Annotated in this window: 25 protein-coding genes; 6 read left to right on the forward strand and 19 right to left on the reverse strand. The window is 59.1% G+C overall.

Features of this window, described 5'->3' with window-relative positions; all coding sequences use genetic code 11:
* Positions 1–9 precede the first annotated feature (9 nt).
* Positions 10–777: a basic amino acid ABC transporter substrate-binding protein gene (locus tag G6041_RS11770; RefSeq protein WP_041460392.1), complete on the reverse strand. Its 768-nt coding sequence runs from the start codon at positions 775–777 to the stop codon at positions 10–12.
* Between the two features lie 172 nt (positions 778–949).
* Here G6041_RS11770 and G6041_RS11775 point away from each other — a divergent pair, with 172 nt between their 5' ends.
* Entirely contained in the window at positions 950–1162 is a 213-nt protein-coding gene (locus G6041_RS11775) for a KTSC domain-containing protein (RefSeq protein ID WP_007870378.1), read from the forward strand.
* 66 nt (positions 1163–1228) lie between these two features.
* Here G6041_RS11775 and tcp read toward each other — a convergent pair whose 3' ends face one another.
* Positions 1229–2896: a methyl-accepting chemotaxis citrate transducer gene (tcp, locus tag G6041_RS11780; protein WP_012123942.1), complete on the reverse strand. Its 1668-nt coding sequence runs from the start codon at positions 2894–2896 to the stop codon at positions 1229–1231.
* A 207-nt stretch (positions 2897–3103) separates the two neighbouring features.
* Here tcp and G6041_RS11785 point away from each other — a divergent pair, with 207 nt between their 5' ends.
* Together G6041_RS11785 and mutS are read left to right on the forward strand one after the other, a co-directional pair.
* The gene (locus G6041_RS11785; RefSeq protein ID WP_012123941.1) at positions 3104–3808 is read left to right on the forward strand and encodes a GNAT family N-acetyltransferase; all 705 of its coding nucleotides are present in this window, start codon (positions 3104–3106) and stop codon (positions 3806–3808) included.
* 250 nt (positions 3809–4058) lie between these two features.
* On the forward strand, positions 4059–6620 hold the full coding sequence (mutS, locus tag G6041_RS11790) for a DNA mismatch repair protein MutS (protein WP_012123940.1): 2562 nt from the start codon (positions 4059–4061) through the stop codon (positions 6618–6620).
* A gap of 243 nt (positions 6621–6863) precedes the next feature.
* Here the strand turns inward: mutS and G6041_RS11795 are convergent, their stop codons facing one another.
* Genes G6041_RS11795 through G6041_RS11805 form a run of 3 tightly spaced genes read right to left on the reverse strand, consistent with a single transcriptional unit; the run spans position 6864 to position 9147 of the window.
* Positions 6864–7100 (reverse strand): non-oxidative hydroxyarylic acid decarboxylases subunit D, encoded by a 237-nt coding sequence (locus G6041_RS11795; RefSeq protein ID WP_007894575.1) that lies wholly within the window; start codon positions 7098–7100, stop codon positions 6864–6866.
* 9 nt (positions 7101–7109) lie between these two features.
* The gene (locus tag G6041_RS11800; RefSeq protein WP_012123939.1) at positions 7110–8540 is read right to left on the reverse strand and encodes a non-oxidative hydroxyarylic acid decarboxylases subunit C; all 1431 of its coding nucleotides are present in this window, start codon (positions 8538–8540) and stop codon (positions 7110–7112) included.
* Entirely contained in the window at positions 8530–9147 is a 618-nt protein-coding gene (locus G6041_RS11805) for a non-oxidative hydroxyarylic acid decarboxylases subunit B (protein WP_012123938.1), read from the reverse strand. The genes G6041_RS11800 and G6041_RS11805 overlap by 11 nt, the downstream gene beginning before the upstream one ends.
* A 171-nt stretch (positions 9148–9318) precedes the next feature.
* Here G6041_RS11805 and G6041_RS11810 point away from each other — a divergent pair, with 171 nt between their 5' ends.
* Positions 9319–9729, forward strand: coding sequence for a MarR family winged helix-turn-helix transcriptional regulator (locus G6041_RS11810; RefSeq protein WP_007870392.1), 411 nt, complete (start codon positions 9319–9321; stop codon positions 9727–9729).
* A 2-nt stretch (positions 9730–9731) separates the two neighbouring features.
* Here G6041_RS11810 and G6041_RS11815 read toward each other — a convergent pair whose 3' ends face one another.
* Positions 9732–10637 carry a LysR family transcriptional regulator gene (locus G6041_RS11815; protein WP_012123937.1) on the reverse strand — a complete coding sequence of 302 codons (906 nt, stop codon included), beginning with the start codon at positions 10635–10637 and terminating at the stop codon, positions 9732–9734.
* Between the two features lie 108 nt (positions 10638–10745).
* Between G6041_RS11815 and G6041_RS11820 the strand changes: the two genes are divergently transcribed.
* Complete coding sequence (locus tag G6041_RS11820) at positions 10746–12125, forward strand: MFS transporter (RefSeq protein WP_012123936.1); 1380 nt, start codon at positions 10746–10748, stop codon at positions 12123–12125.
* Positions 12125–12499, forward strand: coding sequence for a hypothetical protein (locus tag G6041_RS11825; protein WP_012123935.1), 375 nt, complete (start codon positions 12125–12127; stop codon positions 12497–12499). The genes G6041_RS11820 and G6041_RS11825 overlap by 1 nt, the downstream gene beginning before the upstream one ends.
* Positions 12500–12553: 54 nt before the next feature.
* Here G6041_RS11825 and rpoS read toward each other — a convergent pair whose 3' ends face one another.
* The 13 genes from rpoS to cysG all read right to left on the reverse strand — a co-directional run bounded on the left by rpoS (position 12554) and on the right by cysG (position 24112).
* Positions 12554–13546 carry an RNA polymerase sigma factor RpoS gene (gene rpoS, locus G6041_RS11830; RefSeq protein WP_007663544.1) on the reverse strand — a complete coding sequence of 331 codons (993 nt, stop codon included), beginning with the start codon at positions 13544–13546 and terminating at the stop codon, positions 12554–12556.
* Between the two features lie 59 nt (positions 13547–13605).
* Complete coding sequence (gene nlpD, locus G6041_RS11835) at positions 13606–14745, reverse strand: murein hydrolase activator NlpD (protein ID WP_032987836.1); 1140 nt, start codon at positions 14743–14745, stop codon at positions 13606–13608.
* A 127-nt stretch (positions 14746–14872) separates the two neighbouring features.
* The gene (locus G6041_RS11840; RefSeq protein WP_012123933.1) at positions 14873–15499 is read right to left on the reverse strand and encodes a protein-L-isoaspartate(D-aspartate) O-methyltransferase; all 627 of its coding nucleotides are present in this window, start codon (positions 15497–15499) and stop codon (positions 14873–14875) included.
* Positions 15493–16254: a 5'/3'-nucleotidase SurE gene (gene surE, locus G6041_RS11845; RefSeq protein WP_007777731.1), complete on the reverse strand. Its 762-nt coding sequence runs from the start codon at positions 16252–16254 to the stop codon at positions 15493–15495. Before surE ends, G6041_RS11840 begins: the two co-directional genes overlap by 7 nt.
* A gap of 380 nt (positions 16255–16634) precedes the next feature.
* Entirely contained in the window at positions 16635–17684 is a 1050-nt protein-coding gene (truD, locus tag G6041_RS11850; RefSeq protein ID WP_012123932.1) for a tRNA pseudouridine(13) synthase TruD, read from the reverse strand.
* Positions 17681–18160 (reverse strand): 2-C-methyl-D-erythritol 2,4-cyclodiphosphate synthase, encoded by a 480-nt coding sequence (gene ispF, locus G6041_RS11855; protein WP_007851809.1) that lies wholly within the window; start codon positions 18158–18160, stop codon positions 17681–17683. Before ispF ends, truD begins: the two co-directional genes overlap by 4 nt.
* Entirely contained in the window at positions 18160–18870 is a 711-nt protein-coding gene (gene ispD / locus G6041_RS11860) for a 2-C-methyl-D-erythritol 4-phosphate cytidylyltransferase (RefSeq protein WP_012123931.1), read from the reverse strand. The genes ispF and ispD overlap by 1 nt, the downstream gene beginning before the upstream one ends.
* Before the next feature lie 19 nt (positions 18871–18889).
* Complete coding sequence (ftsB, locus tag G6041_RS11865; RefSeq protein ID WP_004387922.1) at positions 18890–19201, reverse strand: cell division protein FtsB; 312 nt, start codon at positions 19199–19201, stop codon at positions 18890–18892.
* A 162-nt stretch (positions 19202–19363) separates the two neighbouring features.
* Positions 19364–19687 (reverse strand): DUF3561 family protein, encoded by a 324-nt coding sequence (locus G6041_RS11870; RefSeq protein WP_004387921.1) that lies wholly within the window; start codon positions 19685–19687, stop codon positions 19364–19366.
* Positions 19688–19736: 49 nt separating this feature from the next.
* Complete coding sequence (gene cysC / locus G6041_RS11875) at positions 19737–20342, reverse strand: adenylyl-sulfate kinase (protein ID WP_007870417.1); 606 nt, start codon at positions 20340–20342, stop codon at positions 19737–19739.
* Positions 20342–21769, reverse strand: a complete 1428-nt coding sequence (gene cysN, locus G6041_RS11880) for a sulfate adenylyltransferase subunit CysN (RefSeq protein WP_007777742.1) — start codon at positions 21767–21769, stop codon at positions 20342–20344. Before cysN ends, cysC begins: the two co-directional genes overlap by 1 nt.
* Positions 21770–21778: 9 nt before the next feature.
* On the reverse strand, positions 21779–22687 hold the full coding sequence (gene cysD / locus G6041_RS11885; protein WP_004387918.1) for a sulfate adenylyltransferase subunit CysD: 909 nt from the start codon (positions 22685–22687) through the stop codon (positions 21779–21781).
* A 9-nt stretch (positions 22688–22696) separates the two neighbouring features.
* On the reverse strand, positions 22697–24112 hold the full coding sequence (gene cysG, locus G6041_RS11890; protein WP_012123930.1) for a siroheme synthase CysG: 1416 nt from the start codon (positions 24110–24112) through the stop codon (positions 22697–22699).
* Between the last annotated feature and the right edge of the window lie 88 nt (positions 24113–24200).

Genomic DNA, 24200 nt, shown 5'->3' on the forward strand with positions numbered 1-24200 from the left:
AGCGCGCGATTACTGCGCAGGCAGCGTCGGCACGTTGTCGTCAAACCAGGCTTTGTAGATTTTCGCGTAAGTGCCGTCAGCGACGATTTTCGCGAGGCCCGCGTTAATTTTATCGCGCAGTTCGTCGTTGCCTTTCGCCACCGCGATCCCGAAATACTGGCGTTCAAATTTGGCGTCCGGCACCAGTTTGAACTGTTTTTCCGGGTGCTGTTTGATGTAGTACTTCACCACGCCAACGTCGCCCACGGCGGCGCTGACGCCATCTTCAAACAGCTCCTGAAGCATTAGCGGCGTGTTGTCGAAGCGCTTAATCGCCGTGTTGTTTTTGCCAAGCACATCAGAGACCACGATATCTCCGGTGCTGGAGTTCACCACGCCGACTTTTTCATTTTTCAGCGCAGCCAGTGAATCCACTTTCGAATCTGCCGCAACGACGATGGATTGTTCCGCCGGGAAATAGGGCGCTGAGAAATCAACCATCTGCTTACGCTTATCGGTAATGGTAATGCCGGAGATGATAATGTCGCGATCGCCAGAACCGAGCGTTGCGAAGATCCCTTCCCACGGCGTGTTCACCAGCTTCACGTTGAAGTTTTCGGCTTTGGCGATGGCTTTAATGATGTCGATATCGAAGCCTTCCAGCTGTTTCTGGCTGTTTTCGAATTCAAACGGACGATAGGTGCCGCCCGCGCCGACAACATAGGTTTCCTGCGCTGCCAGCGCGCTGCCCGCGAGGGCTGCCATTAATAAACCGGCCTTGAGTAAAGATTTCATCATGTTCGCAACCCTCATTTTTATGCACTAAATGTGAATAAAAATACATAGATTAGTCAGGGCGCGCAACAAGAATATATTCTTCGCCGCTCCACCCGCCCCGCCAGTTCTGGTAGTCAAGCGCAGCGGGTGAAATGCCGATAACGCTCAGTGGTTTTCAAATCAAGGGGCTGAAATGAAACGACATCCTGTCCAGTCGAGAACGTTTAAAAGCGCAGGCTACGATCCAACCTGTTCGATTATGGAAATTGAGTACGCCAATGGGCGCGTGGAGCAGTTTCTCGGCGTACCGGCGAAAACCTGGCAAACGTTTCTGATGAGCAACGAGAAAGAGAGCTGGTTCAACAGCAATGTCAAAAGCAGCTTTTTCAAAGTGTCCGTCAGCTGAAGCGATAAAGTAGGCATAAAAAAAGCGTGGCTCGCCACGCTTTTTTATTTCGCTAACAGGCAGAGATCAGAACGTTTCCCAGTTATCACCGCCCGCAGGCGCTGCCAGCGCGGGTTTTACCGGCTCGACGCGGACAAGCGGCGCGGCACCGGTGCGTGCTGATGCACTGACGACGCCGCGGGAGACCTTAAAGGCTGCCACGGCCTGGCGCAGCTGCTCTGCCTGATCTTCCAGCGCAGCGGCGGCTGCCGCGGATTCCTGCACCAGCGCGGCGTTCTGCTGCGTGACGCTGTCCATCTGCGATACCGCAAGGCTCACCTGCTCAATACCGCGGCTCTGCTCATCAGAGGCTGAGGCGATTTCACCCATAATATCGGTCACGCGGGTGACCGCCTGCACGATCTCTTTCATGGTGTCGCCCGCTTCCTGTACCTGGCCGGAGCCGGTATCGACGCGGTTTACTGAATTTTCGATAAGCGCTTTGATCTCTTTCGCCGCGTTGGCGCTACGGCTGGCAAGCGTGCGCACTTCACCCGCCACCACCGCGAAGCCGCGGCCCTGCTCTCCGGCGCGCGCCGCTTCTACCGCGGCGTTAAGCGCGAGAATGTTGGTCTGGAAGGCGATGCTGTCGATAACGCTTGTGATATGCGCAATCTGCTGCGAACTTTCGGCGATGGACTTCATGGTCTGCACCACGTTCTCCACCACGCGCCCGCCTTTATCGGCGGTCTCCGAGGCGTTTTTCGCCAGTTGCGACGCCTGACGCGCGTTATCGCTGTTCTGTTTCACTGTCGCGGTCAACTGCTCCATGCTGGCGGCGGTCTCTTCCAGCGACGCGGCCTGCTGCTCGGTGCGCGCGGAGAGATCGTTGCTGCCTGCGGAGATTTCCCCCGCGCCGGTGTAAATGGATTCCGTGCTGTCGCGTACCGCCGTGACGGTGCCCGCCAGCGCCTGTTGCATCGCCAGAAGCGACGCGGCAAGCTGCCCCATCTCGTTACGCCCTTCTACCGCGATCTGGCGCGTTAAATCGCCGCCAGCAATGGCGCGGATATGCTCCATCGCTTCACGCAATGGCCCCAGCAGCAGATGGCGTAAGCCCTGCCAGATGGTGGCGATCGCCAGTATGACAATGACCGCGATAACGCCAAGCGTCCAGAGCATGCCCGTAAAGCTCTGCTGGTTCTCCTGGGCGGCAGCCTGCAGCAGCGTGGTGTTCTGCGCGCGCCAGGTGGTGTAGATCTCCTCCATCTCGTCCTGCGCTTTCTGGGCGTCGAGATTGCCGTAAGCCTCATAGTTATTCGCGCTAAGATAACCAATGGACGCCTGAAGAGTGTCATGCAGCGCCTGGTATTTTTCAGTTATTTTGCTGGCCGTCGCTTCATCCTGCCCGTTCAGACGCGGCGAGCCTTTGTAGAGTGCGAAATGTTTTTCCGCTTTGCCAAGCGAGGTCGAGGCGGTCGCCAGCAGTTTGTTGATTGCCGCAAGCGACGCCGGATCGCGCTGGTTTTTCAGAAAACGGATCGCAACGCGGTTCACCGTCACGCGGGTTTTTACCAGCGTCTGAAAACTGTCGCCAAGCTGCTCCTGCTGAAAATTAAGTAAATTCGCATTCTGGAAATTATTTCTGTCATTATTGACTGCCGAATAAAAAAGGCTGCCGGTGACCATCTGCAACACCGTAAAGGTCAACAGGATAATAATAATCCCGCTAACCACTTTTATATTTTTAATCATCGTTAACTATCCCCTGAACAAGGCGCTCGTGTGAAGCTGTTATCGGAATAACCTGCGCAAACTTTATCCATCCCCTTTAAATATGCGAACGACGCCATAATTTAAAATAAAAAGATAAAAACCTTACCTTTTTGACCGATAGTCAAAGTATCCCTTTCACCCCGCGAGCGTTCCAGAACGTCCCCTTCCGGGTTTTAAGGAGGCACCATGAAAGAGCTAAACAGCTTCGGTCAGTATGTTGGCCAGCCCGTGGCGGACTGGAAACCGCGTGAGCTACCGCAAAAGAAAATGTTCGCCGGGCATTTTTGTCACCTTGAGCCGGTCAGTGTGCGCCACGCGCTGGCGCTGCACCATGCCTGGCACAGCATTGACGACACGCGCGACTGGACTTATCTTGCCGATGAGCGCCCGCCGACGCTGACCGCCACTGAATATTATCTGCGTCGTCTGGAGGCCACGCCGGACGCCTGGTATTTCACCGTGCTGGAAAATATTAGCGGCCAGCCCACCGGCACACTCTGCCTGATGAATGTCGATAAAACCCACGGCGTGATTGAAATTGGCAATGTGAACTGGTCGCCTTCCATGAAAAGAACCCATTACGGTACGGAGGCTATCTGCTTATTACTGGCGTATGTTTTCGAAGAATTAAAATACCGGCGCTGCGAATGGAAAACCGATGAGCTGAATACGCCTGCCATTCAGGCTGCTCAACGTCTCGGCTTTATTTATGAAGGGACATTCCGGGAATGTCAGGTGCGAAAAGGCCGCAACAGTAATGTGAACTGGTATTCGATTGTCGAAGCCGAGTGGCCGCATCACGCCAAAGCGCTGCGCGCCTGGTTGCGCCCGGAAAACTTTAATGAGCGCGGTCGGCAGATTAAACATCTGGACGAGTTTAAGGACAAATAAAGGCGTGACCAGATGTAAAATCGCGAATGATTGCGGCGCGGTTTTTTATCAGTAAAAAAGAGGAGCCCTGCCCACGCGCGGTTCCTCGGCGCGCATTTTTGCGACCCGGCTTCAGGGTGTCGCGCATTGCCGCACGCCACCAGTTTCCCTGCTCCCGAGACTTGGTTATCATACCCTTCTGCGTGATAACCCACGATAACTACAAATATCACATCCTTTTGAAATCCAACGAAATGGACATCTCCACTCCATGAGCACAAGCGAAACCTTCGACGCCCACACGCCCATGATGCAGCAGTATCTGAAGCTCAAGGCGCAGCACCCTGACATCCTGCTGTTTTATCGCATGGGCGATTTTTACGAACTCTTTTATGACGATGCGAAACGCGCGTCGCAGTTGCTGGATATTTCGCTGACCAAACGCGGCGCTTCGGCGGGCGAGCCGATCCCGATGGCGGGCGTGCCGCACCACGCCGTGGAAAACTATCTGGCGAAGCTGGTTAACCTTGGCGAGTCGGTGGCGATTTGCGAGCAGATTGGCGACCCGGCCACGTCAAAAGGCCCGGTGGAGCGCAAAGTGGTGCGCATCGTCACGCCCGGCACCATCAGCGATGAAGCGCTGTTGCAGGAGCGCCAGGATAACCTGCTGGCCGCCATCTGGCAGGATAGCAAAGGCTTTGGCTACGCAACGCTTGATATCAGCTCCGGGCGTTTTCGCGTAAGCGAGCCGCAGGACCGCGAGACCATGGCGGCGGAATTGCAGCGCACCAACCCGGCGGAGCTGCTGTATGCCGAAGATTTCGCCGAGATGTCGCTGATTGAAGGCCGACGCGGCCTGCGCCGTCGCCCGCTCTGGGAGTTTGAACTCGATACCGCGCGCCAGCAGCTTAACCTGCAATTCGGCACGCGCGATCTGGTGGGCTTTGGGGTGGAGAACGCGCCGCGCGGGCTGTGCGCCGCCGGGTGTCTGTTGCAGTACGTGAAAGACACGCAGCGCACCAGCCTGCCGCATATCCGCTCCATCACGATGGAGCGCCAGCAGGACGGCATCATTATGGACGCCGCCACGCGCCGTAATCTTGAGATCACCCAGAATCTGGCGGGCGGCGTGGAAAACACGCTGGCCTCCGTACTCGACTGCACCGTCACGCCGATGGGCAGCCGCATGTTAAAACGCTGGCTGCATATGCCGGTGCGCGATACGAGCGTGTTGCGCCACCGTCAGCAGGCCATCGCGGCGCTAATGGAATACAGCACAGAGATCCAGCCAGTGCTGCGCCAGGTGGGCGATCTGGAGCGTATTCTGGCGCGCCTGGCGCTGCGTACCGCCCGCCCGCGCGATCTGGCGCGGATGCGTCACGCCTTCCAGCAACTGCCGACGCTCAATACGCTGCTTGCCGATATTGAGGCTGAGTATGTGCAGACGCTGCGCGAACAGATGGGCGATTTCGCTGAGCTGAGAGATTTGCTGGAGCGCGCGATTATTGAAGCGCCGCCGGTGCTGGTGCGCGACGGCGGCGTGATTGCGCCTGGCTACCATGAAGAGCTTGATGAATGGCGGGCGCTGGCTGACGGCGCGACCGATTATCTCGACCGCCTGGAGATCCGCGAGCGCGAAAAACTCGGCATCGACACGCTCAAGGTAGGGTTCAACGCCGTGCACGGCTACTTTATTCAGGTGAGCCGCGGGCAGAGCCATATGGTGCCGATTCACTATGTACGCCGCCAGACGCTGAAAAACGCCGAGCGCTATATCATTCCTGAGCTCAAAGAGTATGAAGACAAAGTTCTGACCTCCAAAGGCAAAGCGCTGGCGCTGGAAAAACAGCTTTATGATGAGCTGTTCGATCTGCTGCTACCGCACCTGGCGGAACTGCAAAAAAGCGCCGCCGCGCTTGCTGAACTCGACGTACTGACAAACCTTGCCGAGCGCGCCGACACGCTGAACTACCACTGCCCGACGCTGACCGACAAGCCCGGCATTCGCCTGGTGGAAGGCCGTCATCCGGTGGTGGAGCGCGTACTGAACGAGCCGTTTATCGCTAACCCGCTGTCGCTCAGCCCGCAGCGCCGGATGCTGATAATCACCGGCCCGAACATGGGCGGTAAGAGTACCTATATGCGCCAGACGGCGCTGATTGTGCTGATGGCGTATATCGGCAGCTTCGTGCCGGCAGAGCAGGCGGAAATCGGCCCAATCGATCGCATTTTTACCCGCGTGGGCGCCGCCGACGATCTGGCTTCCGGGCGTTCGACCTTTATGGTTGAGATGACCGAAACCGCCAATATCCTGCATAACGCCACCGAGCACAGTCTGGTGCTGATGGATGAGATTGGCCGCGGCACATCTACCTATGACGGGCTGTCGCTCGCGTGGGCGTGCGCGGAGAGCCTCGCCAACCGTATTAAAGCGCTGACGCTGTTCGCCACGCACTATTTCGAACTGACCCAGTTGCCGGAGAAGATGGAAGGCGTCGCCAACGTGCATCTGGATGCGATTGAGCATGGCGATACGATAGCGTTTATGCACAGCGTTCAGGACGGCGCCGCGAGCAAGAGTTACGGCCTGGCGGTTGCGGCGCTGGCGGGCGTGCCGAAAGAGGTGATTAAGCGCGCGCGCCAGAAGCTGCGCGAGCTGGAGAGCCTTTCCGGTAACGCGGCGGCAACGCAGGTGGACGGCACGCAGATGTCGCTGCTCGCCGCCGCCGAAGAGACCAGCCCGGCGGTAGAGGCGCTGGAGAATCTCGACCCGGATTCGCTGTCGCCGCGCCAGGCGCTGGAGTGGATCTATCGGCTGAAGAGCCTGGTGTAAGTTTGATGTGGTGGGTGGGTAGTTTGAGGTGGCGGGTGCGCAACGCTTACCCGCCCTACATAATTTCAGCGCCTTATTTTTTGTAGGGTGGGTGCCGTTGGTGATGGCGGGGCGTGAATGGTGGGTGCGCTTCGCTTACCCACCCTACGTGAATGCCTTCATTTTGTCGTGTAGGGCGGGTAAGCGTAGCGCACCCGCCGTTTAAAGTTTCACACCCGCCATTTAAACCATCGCGCCAGAGGGTTAACGCTTACCATCCGCCAGCAGCGGCGGCACCGTTGGCACTTCCGGCGCGTTATCGATATCGGCCTGCGTCATCCGGAACGCCTCGGGGTAATGCTCGCGGCTGGTACGGCGCAGCGGCTCGGTGTCGCGCCAGGTGTACAAACAATGCTGGCACTGATACACCGTCCAGACGCCTTTCACCGGCGACGTCGCCATGATTTCGATGGTTTCATCGGCACAACGTGGACAAATCATCTCGTCTCCTTATTTTTTACGGTTAGCCAGCATGGCGGTCAGCTTCTCTACCCACTGCGGGGTTTCCGGCAGGTCTTTCACCGGCTGGCTGTAATGCCCGCGGTTATCCGGCGCAACCGGCGTAGTGGCGTCGATAATCAGCTTGTCGGTAATCCCCGCCGGGCTTGAGCCAGGATCAAGCTCCAGCACCGACATATTCGGCAACTGCACCAGATCGCCCGCCGGGTTCACTTTTGACGACAGCGCCCACATCACCTGCGGCAGATCGAACGGATCGACATCCTCATCCACCATAATCACCATCTTCACGTAGCCAAGCCCGTGCGGCGTGGTCATCGCACGCAGGCCCACCGCGCGGGCGAAACCGCCGTAGCGTTTCTTGGTGGAGATAATCGCGAGCAGCCCGTGGGTATACATCGCGTTCACCGCCTGCACTTCCGGGAACTCCGCTTTAAGCTGCTGGTAAAGCGGCACGCAGGTCGCCGGGCCAATCAGGTAGTCGATTTCGGTCCACGGCATGCCGAGATAGAGCGATTCGAAAATCGGTTTGGTGCGATAAGAGACTTTATCGATACGCACCACGGTCATGTTACGCCCGCCGGAGTAGTGCCCGGTAAACTCGCCGAACGGCCCTTCTATCTCGCGCTTGCGTCCTTCAATCACCCCTTCAAGGATCACTTCCGACCCCCACGGCACGTCGAAACCGGTCAGCGGCGCGGTGGCTATCGGGTACGGGCTTTCGCGCAGCGCGCCCGCCATTTCATATTCCGACTGATCGTATTTCAGCGGCGTGGCGCCCATCAGCGTGATGATCGGATCGTTGCCAAGCGTAATCGCAACCGGCAAATCCTCGCCACGCTCTTCGGCCTTATGCAGATGCAGCGCGATGTCATGCATCGGCACCGGTTGCAGCCCGAGCTTGCGCTTGCCTTTCACTTCCATCCGGTAGATGCCGACATTCTGCTTGCCGAAGTGTTCGGGATCGAGCGGATCGCGCGAGACCACACACGCTTTATCAAGGTAGAACCCGCCGTCGCCGTCGTTTAAGCGAAACAGCGGCAGAATGTCGAACAGGTTAATGTCGTCGCCGTCGACGCTGTTTTCCGCCCATGGCGGATTATCGCGGCGTTCCGGCGCGACCGGGAAGGTATCCCAGCGGCGAATAAATTCTTCTATCTGCTGCTTTACCGGTGTGGCAGGCGGCAGACCGAGCGAGATCGCGTGGTTCGGCCATGAACCAATGGTGTTCATCGCCACCCGCGCGTCAGTAAAGCCGCGGATATTGTCAAACCAGAGCGCGGGCGCGCCTTCGCCGATGCGTCCGGTCGCGTTGGCGGCCGCCGCGATATCCGGCTCCGCCTGCACCTCTTCGCTGATCCTCAGCAGTTGCCCCTGCTCTTCAAGCGCCTGCAAAAAGCTGCGCAGATCGTCAAACGCCATGCGTGTTTCCTCCTCGTGATGAATGGGTGTCGGCTGTTTTCGCAGGATTTAGCCCCTGCCAGCGGCGGGCGTTGCGGGCATCGAGCCCGAACTGATCGAGCACGCGCGCGACGATATGGTTGATGATGTCGTCGATCGTCGCGGGATGGTTGTACCAGGCGGGCATGGGCGGCACGATGGCCACGCCCATCTTCGAGAGCGCCAGCAGGTTTTCCAGATGAATGGTGCTAAGCGGTGTTTCGCGCGGCACCAGCACCAGTTTACGGTTCTCTTTCAGCACCACATCAGCGGCGCGGCCCACCAGCCCGTCGGCGTAGCCCGCGCGGATGCCCGCCAGGGTTTTCATGCTGCACGGAATGATCACCATGCCGTCGGTGCGAAACGATCCTGAGGAGATCGTCGCGGCCTGATCCGCCGGGCTGTGCACCACATCTGCCAGCCCCGCGACATCCTGCCAGGAGAACGGCGTTTCCAGTTCGATCGTGGTTTTCGCCCACTTTGACATCACCAGATGGGTTTCCACCTCAGGCATCGCTTTCAGCGCCTGCAACAGCGCGACCCCAAGCGGCGCGCCGGTTGCGCCCGTCATTCCGACAATTAGCCTCATGCGTTACCTCAATTATTGTTCGTGTACGAACATATAAATTAAAAGTACGCCCGGCAGGGGAATCTGGCAAGATCGTTCGTGTACAGTCACACTTTTTGCTAAAAAGCGCCGCGTTAGCTTTCCGCATCGCAGCGGTTATGATGGTGAGAAGATCCTGATCCCGGAGAGTGTATGGCCGTAAAACAACAAGCCTTTCATCTGTTACGCCAGCTTTTTCAGCAGCATACGGCGCAGTGGCAGCTGGCGCTGCCTGAGCTGACCAAGCCGCAATACGCGGTGCTGCGCTCTATAGCTGAAAACCCTGGTATCGAACAGGTGGCGCTGACCGAAGCCGCCGTCAGCACCAAAGCGACGCTTGCCGAAATGCTGAGCCGGATGGAGAGCCGCGGGCTGGTGCGCCGTGAAAGCGCGCCGGAGGATAAGCGCCGCCGGTTTATATACCTCACGCCAGAAGGCGAGGCGCTGTTGCACGCCAGTATTCCGAAGGGCGACGCCGTGGATGAAGCGTTTTTAGGCAAGCTGAACGCCGAAGAGCGGGCGCTGTTCGCAGCACTCATCACGCGGATGATAGACAAACCGTAACGCTATTTTCCGGCTGTCGCCTGCGCTTCGCGGGCGCGCAGAAAATCGATAAACCCCCGCACTTTGCCGGAAACGTGGCGCGCGTCGGGGTAAACCGCATAAACGCCCTGCGCGGGAAAGCGATACGCAGGCAGTAGCCGCACCAGCCTGCCCTCTTCCAGCGCGGTTTTAACCAGCCACGCGGGCAGCAGCGCCACGCCGCAGCCCTCCAGCGCGAACGTCATCAGCGCGCCTGCGCCGTCGGCCGCTATCACGGGCGGGCGCGTTATCTCAAACCACAGCGTCTCGTTATGAGGGCCGGTGAGTTCCCAGCGCAGCGGCGACGCCAGCCGGGTATGCACCAGCCAGTCCGCCTGGCTGAGCGCCCCGGGCGTTGAGATCGGGTGGCGCTCAAGCCACGCGGGCGACGCAACGGGGAAAATATCGAAACGGGAAATCAGCGCCGCGCGGTAGGCGGAATCCTGCAATGTGCCGAGCCGGATTGCGACATCCACGCGCTCTGAGATTAAATCGGCGTGCTGCGACGACGAAAAATGGCGAATGCGCAGCGCCGGATGCGCGCGGCTGAAGGCGGCGAGCGCCGGGCCGACCACGTGCGTTGCATATTCCGGCGTGGTGGTCACACGCAGCTCGCCGCTAAACCCGTCATGGCTTGCCTGCACATCGTCCAGCAACGCATCAGCATCTTTCAGCAATACCAGGCTGCGCTGGTATAACCGCTCGCCCGCGTCGGTCAGCGTCAGGCGGCGCGTCGAGCGCAGCAGCAGTGTCACGCCGAGTTCGCTTTCAAGCTGGCGGATATTAAAGCTGACTACGGCTTTGGTCTGCCCGAGCGCCGCTGCGGCACCGGTAAAACTTTTCGCGTCCACGACGGCGACAAACATAGCCAGCCGCGATAAATTCAGCATCGTCTTTGCGCCGATTGTCAAAAAGGGTTTGACAGTATATCAACCTGGACGCCGTTTTTCCTTTCATGGCGAGCGGTTAGAGTGCCCCTCTTCCACAGAGGGCGTGTCATGACCTACCGAAACAGAGTTACCCTGATTTATCTGCTGGGCTTTTTTCTCGATCTCATCAATATGTTTATCGCGGCGGTGGCCTTTCCGGCCATTGGCGATGCGCTGCATGCGTCAGTGACGCAGCTTTCCTGGATTAGCAACGCCTATATAGCCGGGCTGACGGTAGTGATCCCACTCAGCGCCTGGCTCACGCAGCGCCTCGGCGCGCGCCGTCTGTTTTTACTGTCGCTGGCGCTGTTCACCGTAGCGACAGCAGCCTGCGGCCTGGCGACGTCGCTGGAGTCGCTCATCTTCTGGCGCGTCATCCAGGGCGCGGGCGGCGGCGTGTTGATCCCGGTCGGGCAGGCGCTGGTCTGGCAGTTATATGCAAAACACGAGCGTGCCGGGCTCTCTTCCGCCGTGATGCTGACGGGCCTGCTGGCACCGGCGCTTTCGCCGGTCGCAGGCGGGGTTATTGTTCAGACGGCGGGCTGGCAGTGGGTTTTTCTGGCGAGCCTGCCGCTCTCGCTGCTGGCGCTTGTGATGGCGTTCTGCTGGCTCAAACCCGATGCGCCAGCGCCCGATAAACGCCCGCTCGATACGATAAGCGTTATTACCGGCGCAGGCGGCCTGCTGCTGGTGCTGTTCGGGCTGAACGGGCTTAGCGAAAAAACGGCGCCGTGGCTTGCCGCGGCGGGTCTTGCGTCGGGCATGGTGCTTATGGCGCTGATGCTGCGCCGCTGTCGTCGTCATCCCGCGCCGCTGCTGAGAGTGCATCTGCTGGGCGAGCCGCTGATGCGTTTTTCGATGCTGGTTTATCAGTGCGTGCCCGGCATGTTTATTGGCGTTAACGTGGTCGGCATGTTCTGGCTACAAACCGTCGCGGGGCTTTCACCTGCCGCCAGCGGGGCGCTGATGGTGCCGTGGTCGGTGGCGTCATTTATGGCGATTTCCGCGACCGCCCGCCTGTTTAACCGCCTCGGCCCACGGCCGTTAATTTCCCTCGGCTGCCTGTTGCAGGCGGGCGGGATTGTGCTGCTGACGCAAACTGATGCGCAAAGCCCGTGGGCGCTGCTGGTGACGGCGTTCTTTCTGATGGGCGCAGGCGGCAGCTTGTGCAGCAGTACCGCGCAGAGCAGCGCGTTTTTGCATACCGCCAATACCGATATGCCGGACGCCAGCGCGCTGTGGAATATCAACCGCCAGCTCAGCTTCTGCTTTGGCGTCACGCTGGTGAGCCTCGCGCTGAATGCGCTGCTGATGTGGCTTTCACCACTTATCGCCTGGCAGGCGACGTTTACCCTCGCGGCGGCGCTGACGCTGGTGCCGCTGGTTTTCGCGTGGCGCCTGCCCCGTCAGGCTGTCACGCTGTCATTTGTCGAAAAGAAGGAGAAGTGATGAATCGCTGGTTTAAAGAAGTTCACGACGCCCATGTGGCAATTGAACGCTGGCTCGGCCGGGGCGAGGGTGATGTCCAGGCGCTGCTGGGCCGTTTTAGCCCGGACTATTCCATGATCCCGCTGAACGGCGTGCCGCTCGATATGCACGCGCTCAACGCGTTCTTTACCGCCGCGGGCGGCAGTAAACCCGGTCTGGAGATTCAGGTGGACGCACTTTCGGTGATCGTCGAATGGCCCGAAGGCGCGGTTGTGGGGTATCGCGAAACGCAGCGGATAGCGCAGGAGAGCACGGTGCGCTGGTCAACCGTCGTGTTTGAACTTCATGAGGGAGAGCCGCGCTGGCGTCACTTGCATGAAACACGGCAGGCGTAAGGCACAAAAGAAAAAGGCCAGTCGGATGACTGGCCCTTTTGACGGGAATGGTGATTATTCGCGGAACAGCGCTTCGATGTTCAGCCCCTGGCCCTGCAGAATTTCACGCAGACGGCGCAGGCCTTCAACCTGAATCTGGCGAACGCGTTCACGAGTCAGGCCAATTTCACGGCCGACATCTTCAAGCGTTGCCGCTTCGTAACCGAGCAGACCGAAACGACGGGCCAGAACTTCACGCTGTTTGGCGTTCAGTTCGAACAGCCATTTGACGATGCTCTGTTTCATATCATCGTCTTGCGTGGTGTCTTCCGGGCCGTTGTCTTTCTCATCGGCCAGGATATCCAGCAGCGCTTTCTCTGAATCGCCACCCAGCGGGGTGTCAACAGAGGTAATACGCTCGTTCAGGCGCAGCATACGGCTAACGTCGTCAACTGGTTTATCCAGCTGTTCTGCAATCTCTTCTGCACTCGGTTCGTGGTCCAGTTTATGGGACAGTTCACGAGCGGTACGCAGATAGACGTTAAGCTCTTTTACGATGTGAATCGGCAGGCGAATCGTACGGGTTTGGTTCATGATTGCCCGTTCGATGGTCTGACGAATCCACCAGGTTGCGTACGTAGAGAAACGGAACCCGCGTTCCGGGTCAAATTTCTCAACAGCGCGGATAAGCCCCAGATTGCCCTCTTCAATCAGATCCAGCAGCGCCAGACCACGATTGCTGTAACGGCGGGCAATCTTCACCACCAGACGCAGGTTACTTTCGATCATGCGACGGCGGGAGGCTACATCACCACGCAGAGCGCGGCGTGCGAAATAAACTTCTTCTTCAGCGGTTAGCAGAGGCGAATAACCAATCTCACCAAGATACAGCTGAGTTGCATCTAATACACGCTGTGTTGAACCCTGCGACAGCAGCTCTTCTTCAGCCAGGTCGTTATCACTGGGTTCCTCTTCTACCAAGGCTTTTTCGTCAAAAGCCTCTACTCCGTTCTCATCAAATTCCGCGTCTTCATTTAAGTCATGAACTTTCAGCGTATTCTGATTCATAAGGTGGCTCCTACCCGTGATCCCTGAGCAAAGCGCCTGAAGAAGCGCACTCTGCCAATTTATCGCTGCGGCAAATAGCGCAGCGGGTTTACGGATTTCCCCTTGTAACGAATTTCAAAATGTAAGCGTGTTGAACTGGTTCCGGAGCTACCCATGGTAGCGATTTTCTGCCCCGCCTTAACTTCTTGTTGTTCCCGGACCAGCATTGTGTCGTTATGGGCGTAGGCACTCAGGTAATCATCGTTGTGTTTGATGATAATAAGATTACCGTAACCGCGAAGCGCATTACCGGCGTACACAACACGACCATCTGCGGTCGCGATGATTGCCTGTCCTTTGCTGCCTGCGATATCGATCCCTTTGTTCCCCCCTTCAGCGGCGGAGAAGTTCTCGATAACGTTGCCTTCAGTCGGCCAGCGCCAGGTAGCGACAGGTGCGCTATTGGTCGTGCTGCTTACGGTCGGTTCTTGCGTGCTAACAACAGGTGCTGTGGAAGGAGCCACGACTGCCCCAGAGCTCACATTCCCAGGCAACATTTTGTTAGCACTCTGTTCACCTGAATCCTCAGAGTAAATAATTGTCGGTTTGGACGCAACTACTGTGCTGGTATTTTGCGCAGGTTTTGAGACTATTCCTTGTGCGCTTGCATCAGCTTGTGTAATTGCATTGCCACCTGTGATCGGCGTACCAGATGCGTTACCTACCTGTAACGTCTGACCGACATTAAGGCTGTACGGGGCTTCAATATGGTTACGCTGCGCGAGGTCACGGAAATCGTTCCCGGTAATCCAGGCGATATAAAACAGCGTATCCCCGCGTTTTACGGTATAGGTGCTGCCGCCCGCATAGCTGCCTTTCGGAATATTCCCATACTTGCGATTGTAAACAATACGGCCGTTCTGGGTCTGAACCGGCTGTTCGGGAATAACCTGCGCCTGACGCGGCTGGCTTATCTGCGGCTGCACCGGCGCTGGCTGAATCTGCGGCTGGCTTGCCTGCGTGGAGATATTCGATGGCGGCATAATCATCCCGCCGCCTGCGCCGGAACTGGCTTCTGCGCTGCTGCTCGCGCTGCCGCCAACGGAACTGACAGGCGCCGGTGCGGAGGAGTTATTTGAATTACATGCCGCCAGACAAAGCGAAATCAGTGACAGCGCCGCGACACGGCGTGCTGTGAAGGTTGGGCTTCCCGCGCTCATTTATCCCCCTGGAATGGTTTACTTCTCTATAAATACGATGACAACCGCTCTGCCCGGCGTCTGGCCGGCGCGATTTTCGCCCACCATACGCCAAAAACGCGCTAAAAACTCAGGAAAAATTCCTGGTTTACGCCAGCTCCCCTTTTACCAGAGGCACAAAGCGTACGGCTTCTACGGTGTCGATAATAAATTCGCTCCCCCGCCGACGAACGCGCTTTAACACCTGCTGTTCGTCGCCCACGGGAAGAACCAGAATGCCGCCCTCGTCCAGTTGCGATAGCAAGGCTGTCGGGATTTCAGGCGGAGCGGCAGTCACAATAATAGCGTCAAATGGCGCGCGCGCCTGCCAGCCCTGCCAGCCATCGCCGTGGCGGGTGGAGATATTGTGCAGATCGAGCTGCTTTAAACGCCGTCTGGCATGCCATTGCAGGCTTTTAATGCGCTCGACAGAACAGACATGATGCACCAGATGGGCCAGAATCGCCGTCTGGTAGCCGGAGCCGGTGCCGATTTCCAGCACCCGGGAGGCGGGCGTAAGTGTCAGAAGCTCGGTCATCCGCGCCACCATATAAGGCTGAGAAATGGTTTGCCCTGAACCAATAGGCAGCGCAACGTTTTCCCAGGCCTTGTGCTCAAACGCTTCATCGACAAATTTTTCACGCGGCACGCGCGAAATCGCCTCAAGCACGCGTTCATCTTTAATGCCCTGAGCACGCAGTTGATTCAGAAGGGTCTGAACACGATTGTTTACCATTGCCCGTTCACTCCGGCGCTGGATAACCAGCGGGTTACCACATCCTGCGCGCTGTGCGCGGTTAAATCGACATGCAACGGCGTGACGGAGACGTAGCCTTCGTCCACCGCGGCAAAATCGGTATCCGGGCCGGCGTCGAGCTTCTCGCCCGGCGGGCCAATCCAGTAGAGCGTGTTGCCGCGCGGATCGTCCTGCGGAATGACTTTATCCGCCGGATGACGGCTGCCGCAGCGGGTGACGCGAATGCCTTTGATCTCCTCAAGCGGCAGATCGGGCACGTTGATATTAAGGATGCGCCCGGTGCGCAGCGGCTCGCGGGCCAGCGCCCGTAACAGCGTGCAGGTCACGGCAGCGGCGGTCTCGTAGTGCTCGTGGCCGTTAAGAGACACCGCCAGCGCCGGCAGGCCCAGATGACGGCCTTCCATCGCCGCGGCCACGGTGCCGGAGTAAATCACGTCATCGCCAAGATTCGGCCCGGCATTGATGCCGGAGACGACCACATCAGGGCGCGGGCGCATCAGCGCGTTAACGCCGAGGAAGACGCAGTCGGTGGGCGTGCCCATCTGCACCGCGATGTCGCCGTTGGGGTAGGTGAACGTGCGAAGCGAAGATTCGAGCGTTAAGGAGTTAGACGCGCCGCTACGGTTGCGGTCGGGAGCCACCACCTGAACCTCAGCGAATTCACGCAGCGCTTTCGCCAGCGCCTGAATGCCCGGCGCGTGGATCCCGTCATCATTACTTAACAATATCCGCATAACGCGCGTAATCCTTTCCTGGTGTTAAACATGCAAGCGTGATTCCTTAAATCTCATTCTGCTTTTTCAGTTTGCCTGCGCTGAAGCTGATTCAGGCAGAAGGCCGGATAGCCGCTCGCTGGCATTCTAACGCGCGATGCCGCTGTCCGGTAGGGTCGATTTTCGCAATATCATGTCGTTACATGAGCAGGAGGAATAACGTCCCGCGCTTCGCGTCATCAGTTATTAGTTCATTTTTGCCAGGAAAGCCAAACTGCGGTGTTCAGGAAAAGCGCAATCCGCGAAAGCCGGGCGCTGGCTGTTTGACTGAGCGTAAAGACAAAAAAACCGCCCGGAGGCGGTTTTTGAATGCGTCGCGAAGAATAAAACGCAATGGGGTGTTACTCGCTGATATCCGAGACATCGTCAGCGGTATTGAACAGCTCCCGGATAACGCTGGTGGCGAAGCTGCCGGCGGGCAGCCAGAAGCTCACCTCAAGCGTCGCATCGTCCTGCCACTGCCAGCGCAGCTCGCGCGGGAACAGTAACATGGCGCGTCGGGCGGCCTCGACCTTTTCACGGGTCAACAGCGTCAGCAACTCGGTTTCGTCTGCAAGCGTCGCCTGCTCAAACGCCAGCGCCGCGCGCTGGGTGCCCCAGTCGCCGCTGCCGGGCAGCGCGGCGGTGATAAGCAGCTCGCCGCTGTCCACGCGAGCCTGTAAATCAGTAAGCTCTTCAGGGGTGGTGACAAACCAGCTGCCGCGTCCGGCGAGTTGCAGCGCGTCGCCGTCCATCACCTGGTTAACCCCGAAGCGTTGCAGACGTTCGCTGACCAGCGTGTTAAACATCAGGCTGCGCGCGGCAGAGAGCGCGAAACCGCGCTTATTGCGCTCGCGCGGCGGCTGGCCGGTTTGCGCCCAGCGCTTCGCCTGGTAGATATTGCTGCCGCCCCGCCCGAAACGCTGCGGACCGAAATAGTTCGGCACGCCCTTTTCGCTAATCAGGCTCAGGCGCTGTTCGATTTCATCGCGGTGCGTAATATCGCGCAGCACCAGTGAGAAGCGGTTGCCTTTCAGCGCGCCTAAACGCAGCTTGCGGCGGTGACGGGCGAACTCCAGCACCTCACAGCCTTCCAGCGTAAACGCGCGCATCGCGGGCATCTCTTTGCCCGGCAGTCGCGCGCACAGCCACTGCTCCGTTACCGCGTATTTATCTTTCTGCCCCGCAAAGCTGACCTCACGCGCCGCGATGCCGAGAAACTTCGCCAGCGCGTCCGCCACCGCGCGGGTGTTGCAGCCGGTTTTACGGATGCGCACCAGCAGGTGTTCACCGTCGCCGTCCGGCGCGAAGCCTAAATCCTCGACCACCTGAAAATCGGTCGGGCTGACCTTCAGACGCCCCTGCCCCTGCGGCTGGCCATGCAGCCAGCGCAGCGTGTTGAAATCACTCATGCACCAGCCTTCATTAGCAGCGCCACGGCTTCGCAGGCGATGCCTTCACCGCGGCCGGTAAAGCCGAGTTTTTCCGTGGTGGTCGCTTTCACGTTCACCTGATCCATATGGCAGCCCAGATCTTCGGCGATGAACACGCGCATTTGCGGGATGTGCGGAGCCATTTTCGGTGCCTGAGCGATGATGGTGACATCGACGTTGCCAAGCGTGTAGCCCTTCGCCTGGATACGACGCCAGGCTTCACGCAGCAGTTCGCGGCTGTCAGCGCCTTTAAAGGCCGGATCGGTATCCGGAAAGAGTTTGCCGATATCGCCCAGCGCCGCCGCGCCAAGCAGCGCGTCGGTCAGCGCGTGAAGCGCCACATCGCCGTCAGAGTGCGCCAGCAGCCCTTGCTCATAAGGAATACGGACGCCGCCAAGAATAATCGGGCCTGTGCCACCAAAGGCGTGTACGTCAAAACCATGTCCGATACGCATTATGCCGTCTCCATAGGGGTTAAGCGGGTAAGATAGAACGCCGCCAGAGCCAGATCCTCAGGGCGGGTCACTTTAATATTGTCTGCGCGACCGGCGACCAGCTCCGGGTGGAAACCGCAGTGCTCCAGCGCCGAGGCTTCGTCGGTAATGGTCGCGCCTTCCGCGAGCGCGCGCGTCAGGCAGTCGCGCAGCAGTTCCAGCGGGAACAGCTGCGGGGTGAGCGCATGCCAGAGGTTTTCGCGATCGACGGTATGCGCGATAGCGGGTTTGCCCGGCTCCGCGCGCTTCATGGTGTCGCAGGCGGGCGCGGCGAGAATGCCGCCGACCTGGCTGGTTTCTGTTAAGGCCAGCAGCCGTTCGAGATCCTGGGCGCTAAGACACGGGCGCGCGGCGTCATGCACCAGCGCCCAGCGCGCGTCGCCCGCGGCCTGAAGCCCGGCCAGTACGGAATCAGCCCGCTGCGCGCCGCCGCGCACCACCTGGATATCCGGATGCGCCGCAAGCGGCAGCCGGGCGAAGGCAGTGTCAGCAGGGCTTATCGCGATGATCACCCGGCTGATGCGCGGATGCTGCAACAGCGGGGCGACCGCGTGTTCGAGAATCGTCTGGTTCCCGATGGTGAGGTATTGTTTGGGACATTCCGTCTGCATACGGCTGCCGATTCCGGCCGCCGGCACCACGGCAATCACGTCCGCAAAGGAAGGCGCCATGTGTAAAACCCGCTTCTGGTTATCGATTATTTTGCGCAGGCCCACCGGCGCGTTTCGTGGCGTCCGGCACCAGACGATAGAAGGTTTCGCCCGGTTTGGTCATGCTTAATTCGTTGCGCGCGCGCTCTTCGATAGCTTCCTGACCGCCGTTGAGATCGTCTATCTCGGCGAAAAGCTGATCGTTACGCGCTTTGAGTTTGGCGTTCGTGGCCTGCTGTACCGCCACGTCGTCGGCTACGCGGGAATAGTCGTGGATGCCGTTTTTTCCAAACCACAGCGAATACTGTAGCCAGACCAGCAAAGCCAGCAATAGCAGCGTTAGTTTACCCATTCTGCCCCCTGAAAAACGGCCTCATCATCCCATAACTTCCCGCCGGACTCTACCCGGCTTGCTACGACGTGCAGGTTAAGAAATTAAACAGCGGCAGAATGTACCACAGAAAGCGCGCCGATGCGCATGCGCCGGTAGAGAGAGTGTGAAAATCGCGAAAGGTTAGCTCACCAGCCAGAGAAAGAGCAGACCGAACATCAGCCCGACGCTGATGAGCGTGGCAAGCGTGCTGTAGACCAGACGGCGCTCCAGCAGCGAAAAGACCGCCACGCCGACCACCACGGCCACCGGCATCAAGGCCAGAAAAAACGGCCAGGTATAGAGCATGAAAAAGAGCGTATTGGAGCCGTAGAGCAGAAACGGCGCGCCAAGCGCCAGTAGCCACGAAATAAAGCCCACCACGGCGCCAGGCCAGGCCCAGGTGGGTTCTTCGACGGCAGGCGCGCTATCCGCCTGGGTGACAATCATATTCGTGGTATTCCGCATCGCTTATCCTGTGACGTGACGGGCCGGGAAAAGGACTCCCGGCGCGGTCTCAGGATTTGATGATATCTTCGCGACGCAGCAGGTCTAATAATTGCGCCATCAAATTTGTTACCAATTGTTGGCCGTCGAGATGAATTTCCGGGCTCTCGGGTGCCTCATACACGGCATCAATGCCGGTAAAGTTACGCAGTTCGCCGGCGCGGGCTTTTTTATACAGCCCCTTCGGATCGCGCGCTTCGCATACCGAAAGCGGCGTATCCACAAACACTTCGATAAAGCGCCCTTCGCCCAGCTGATCGCGCACCATCTGACGCTCGGCGCGGTGCGGCGAGATAAACGCGGTCAATACAACGAGACCTGCGTCCACCATCAGTTTCGCCACTTCACCGACGCGGCGAATGTTCTCTTTACGATCGTCGTCGCTAAAGCCCAGATCGCTGCACAGGCCGTGGCGCACGTTGTCGCCATCCAGCAGATAGGTGCTCACGCCAAGCTGATGCAGCGCCTCTTCCAGCGCCCCCGCGACGGTGGATTTTCCGGAGCCCGAAAGCCCCGTAAACCACAGCACTACGCCGCGGTGGCCGTGGAGCTGCTCGCGCTGCGCCGCGGTCACCGGGTGGGCGTGCCAGACGACATTTTCGTCATGCTGCGCCATTATTTGCCTCCCAGCAGATCGCGCGCGCCCCAGTGCGGGAAGTGACGGCGAATCAGCTGATTCAGCTCCAGCTCAAACGCGCTAAACGCGGAAGGCTCCTGATACACATTCTGTTGCGGCTCGCGCACCATACCCGCGCCGACCGTCACGTTAGAGAGGCGGTCGATAAAGATAAGCCCGCCGGTCACCGGGTTTTCCTGGTATTTATCGAGGTTCAGCGGCTCGTCGAACGTCAGATCCACAAGGCCGATGCCGTTGAGCGGCAGGTTTTCCACCACGCGCTGCGTCAGATTGTTGATATCGACCTGATAGTGGATGTTATCCACGCGCGCGCGGGTTTTCTTCCCGGCGATTTTGATGTCGTAGCTCTGGCCAGGCACCAGCGGCTGTTCGGCCATCCAGACCACATCCACCGCCGCGCTTTGCACCGCGGCCAGTGTCTGGGAGGCGTCCACCAGCAGATCGCCGCGGCTGATGTCGATTTCATCTTTCAGCACCAGCGTGACGGCTTCGCCCGCGCCCGCTTCCTCTAAATCGCCATCGAAGGTGACGATGCGCGCCACGCTCGACTCCACGCCGGACGGCAGCGCCTTTACGCGCTGGCCCACTTTCACCACGCCGCCCGCGACGGTGCCCGCGTAACCGCGGAAATCGAGGTTCGGGCGGTTAACGTACTGCACCGGGAAGCGCAGCGGCTGCTCGTCGACCACGCGCTGGATCTCAATATTTTCCAGCACTTCCAGCAGCGTCGGGCCGGTATACCACGGCATGTTCTGGCTCTGCACCGCCACGTTGTCGCCTTCCAGCGCCGACAGCGGCACAAAGCGAATGTCCAGGTTGCCCGGCAGCTGGCCCGCGAACGTCAGATAATCCTGGCGAATGCGCTCAAACGTCTCTTCGCTGAAATCCACCAGATCCATTTTGTTCACCGCCACCACCAGATGCTTGATGCCGAGCAGCGTGGAAATAAAGCTGTGGCGGCGAGTCTGATCCAGCACGCCTTTACGGGCGTCCATCAGCAGAATAGCCAGATCGCAGGTCGAAGCCCCGGTCGCCATATTGCGGGTGTACTGCTCATGTCCCGGGGTGTCGGCGATGATAAATTTACGTTTTTCGGTGGAGAAATAGCGGTACGCCACGTCGATCGTGATGCCCTGCTCGCGCTCGGCCTGAAGGCCATCCACCAGCAGCGCGAGATCCAGTTTCTCGCCCTGGGTGCCGTGGCGCTTGCTGTCATTATGCAGCGACGAGAGCTGATCTTCATAAATCTGGCGGGTATCGTGCAGCAGACGGCCAATCAGGGTGCTTTTCCCGTCATCCACGCTGCCACAGGTCAGAAAGCGCAGCAGGCTTTTGTGCTGCTGAGCGTGCAGATAGGCTTCCACGCCGCCTTCTTTGGCGATCTGTTGTGCGATAGTGGTGTTCATGGCGGCTCCTTAGAAATAACCCTGACGTTTTTTAAGCTCCATTGAGCCTGCCTGGTCGCGGTCGATAACGCGCCCCTGGCGCTCGCTGGTGGTGGAGACCAGCATCTCTTCGATGATCTCCGGCAGCGTCTGCGCGTTCGATTCCACCGCGCCGGTCAGCGGCCAGCAGCCCAGGGTACGAAAGCGCACCATGCGCGGTTTGATCTCTTCGCCCGGCTGCAAATCGATACGATCGTCGTCGATCATCATCAGCATGCCGTCGCGCTCCAGCACCGGACGCTCGGCGGCCAGGTACAGCGGTACAATCTCGATATTTTCCAGATAGATGTATTGCCAGATATCCAGCTCGGTCCAGTTGGAGAGCGGGAAGACGCGAATGCTTTCGCCTTTGTTGATCTGGCCGTTGTAGTTGTGCCACAGCTCAGGACGCTGGTTTTTCGGATCCCAGCGGTGGAAGCGGTCACGGAAGGAGTAAATACGCTCTTTGGCGCGGGATTTCTCCTCGTCACGGCGCGCACCGCCGAAAGCGGCGTCAAAACCGTACTTGTTCAGCGCCTGCTTCAGCCCTTCGGTTTTCATGATGTCGGTGTGCTTGGCGCTGCCGTGAACGAACGGGTTAATGCCCATCGCCACGCCTTCCGGGTTTTTGTGCACCAGCAGCTCGCAGCCGTAGGCTTTGGCGGTGCGGTCGCGAAATTCGTACATTTCACGAAACTTCCAGCCGGTATCCACATGCAGCAGCGGGAACGGCAGCGTGCCGGGGTAAAACGCCTTGCGCGCCAGATGCAGCATGACGCTGGAGTCTTTGCCGATGGAATACATCATCACCGGGTTGGCGAATTCCGCAGCCACTTCACGAATGATATGGATGCTTTCCGCCTCCAGTTGCCGCAGGTGAGTGAGTCGTTTTTGATCCATAACCTTTCCTTAAGCCAGATTCACCACGGAAGAACGAAGGTTTTCCGCGTCGGTTGAATGTTGAAACCAGGCGAGCTGCTGGTGGAGCTGCACCACTTCGCCCACAACGAGCAGCGCGGGCATGGGCGCGTCTTTCGCAAGAATATTGAGTGTGTCGAGCGTGCCGGTCAGAACGCGCTGATCCTCGCGCGTGCCGCGGCTTATCACCGCGACCGGCGTCGTGGCATCACGGCCGTGCGCGATAAGCTGCTGGCTTATCTCCGCCGCTTTCATGGTGCCCATATAGATGGCGAGCGTCTGACGGCTTTTCGCGAGCAGCGCCCAGTCGAACGGCTCGCTGTCCGGTTTGTAATGGCCGGTGACGAACACCGCGCTCTGGGCGTAATCACGGTGGGTCAGCGGAATGCCAGCGTAGGCGGTGGCGCCGCTGGCCGCCGTGACGCCGGGCACGACCTGAAACGGCACGCCTGCGGCTTTCGCCGCTTCCAGTTCTTCGCCACCGCGCCCGAAAATAAACGGGTCGCCGCCTTTCAGGCGCACCACGGTTTTGCCCTCGCGGGCGAAATCAATCAGCATCTGGTTGGTTTCATGCTGCGCCACCGCGTGCGCGCCCGCGCGTTTGCCCACACAGATGCGGTCGGCGTCGCGGCGCACCAGATCCAGCACGCCGTCGCTCACCAGATGGTCGTAAAGCACGACGTCCGCCTGCTGCATCACCTGCAAACCGCGCAGCGTCAACAGCCCCGCGTCGCCGGGACCTGCGCCCACCAGAATGATTTCCCCCTGCGGGCCTTGCGGCGCGTCGAGTTCGGCTTCCAGCACCGCTTCGGCGGCGCGGGTGTCGCCTGCGGCCATCAGGCTCGCAAAGCGTCCGCGAAAGGCTTTTTCCCAGAAGCGGCGGCGTCCGTCGGTCGTGGGAATGCGTGCTTTAATCCGATCGCGAAAGCCGCCCGCCACTTCGGCCATACGTCCGAGGCTTGCCGGCAGCAGAGATTCGATTTTCTCGCGCAGCAGCCGCGCCAGCACCGGCGCGTTGCCGCTGGAGGAGATAGCGACAATAAGCGGCGAGCGGTCAACGATTGAGGGGAAAATAAACGAGCACAGCGGTTGATCGTCCACCACGTTGACCAGGCGCTGACGGGCGTTAGCTTCATCAAAGACCCGGCGGTTGAGCGCTGCGTCACTGGTTGCCGCGATAACGAGAAACACGGCGTCGAGCTGCGCAGGCTCAAACGACTGCGCCAGCCAGCGCAGCGCGCCTTCCTGCTCAAGCGCTGCGAGTTCCGGGTGCAACTTTTTCGCCACGACAGAGACGCAGGCGCCCGCGCGACGCAGCAGCGCGATTTTACGCAGCGCCACTTCGCCGCCACCGACCACCAGCACCGGGCGCTGTTTCAGTTGAGCAAATAACGGGAGATATTCCACGACGATACAACTCGCTAACAACAGGGGACCAGAGGGGACTATAGGGGGAGGCCGATCGCAGATGAAATTACGAATTGGCATTTATAGT

Source organism: Cronobacter sp. HA18003 (genome assembly GCF_011605905.1).
Classification (GTDB): Bacteria; Pseudomonadota; Gammaproteobacteria; order Enterobacterales; family Enterobacteriaceae; genus Cronobacter; species Cronobacter sakazakii.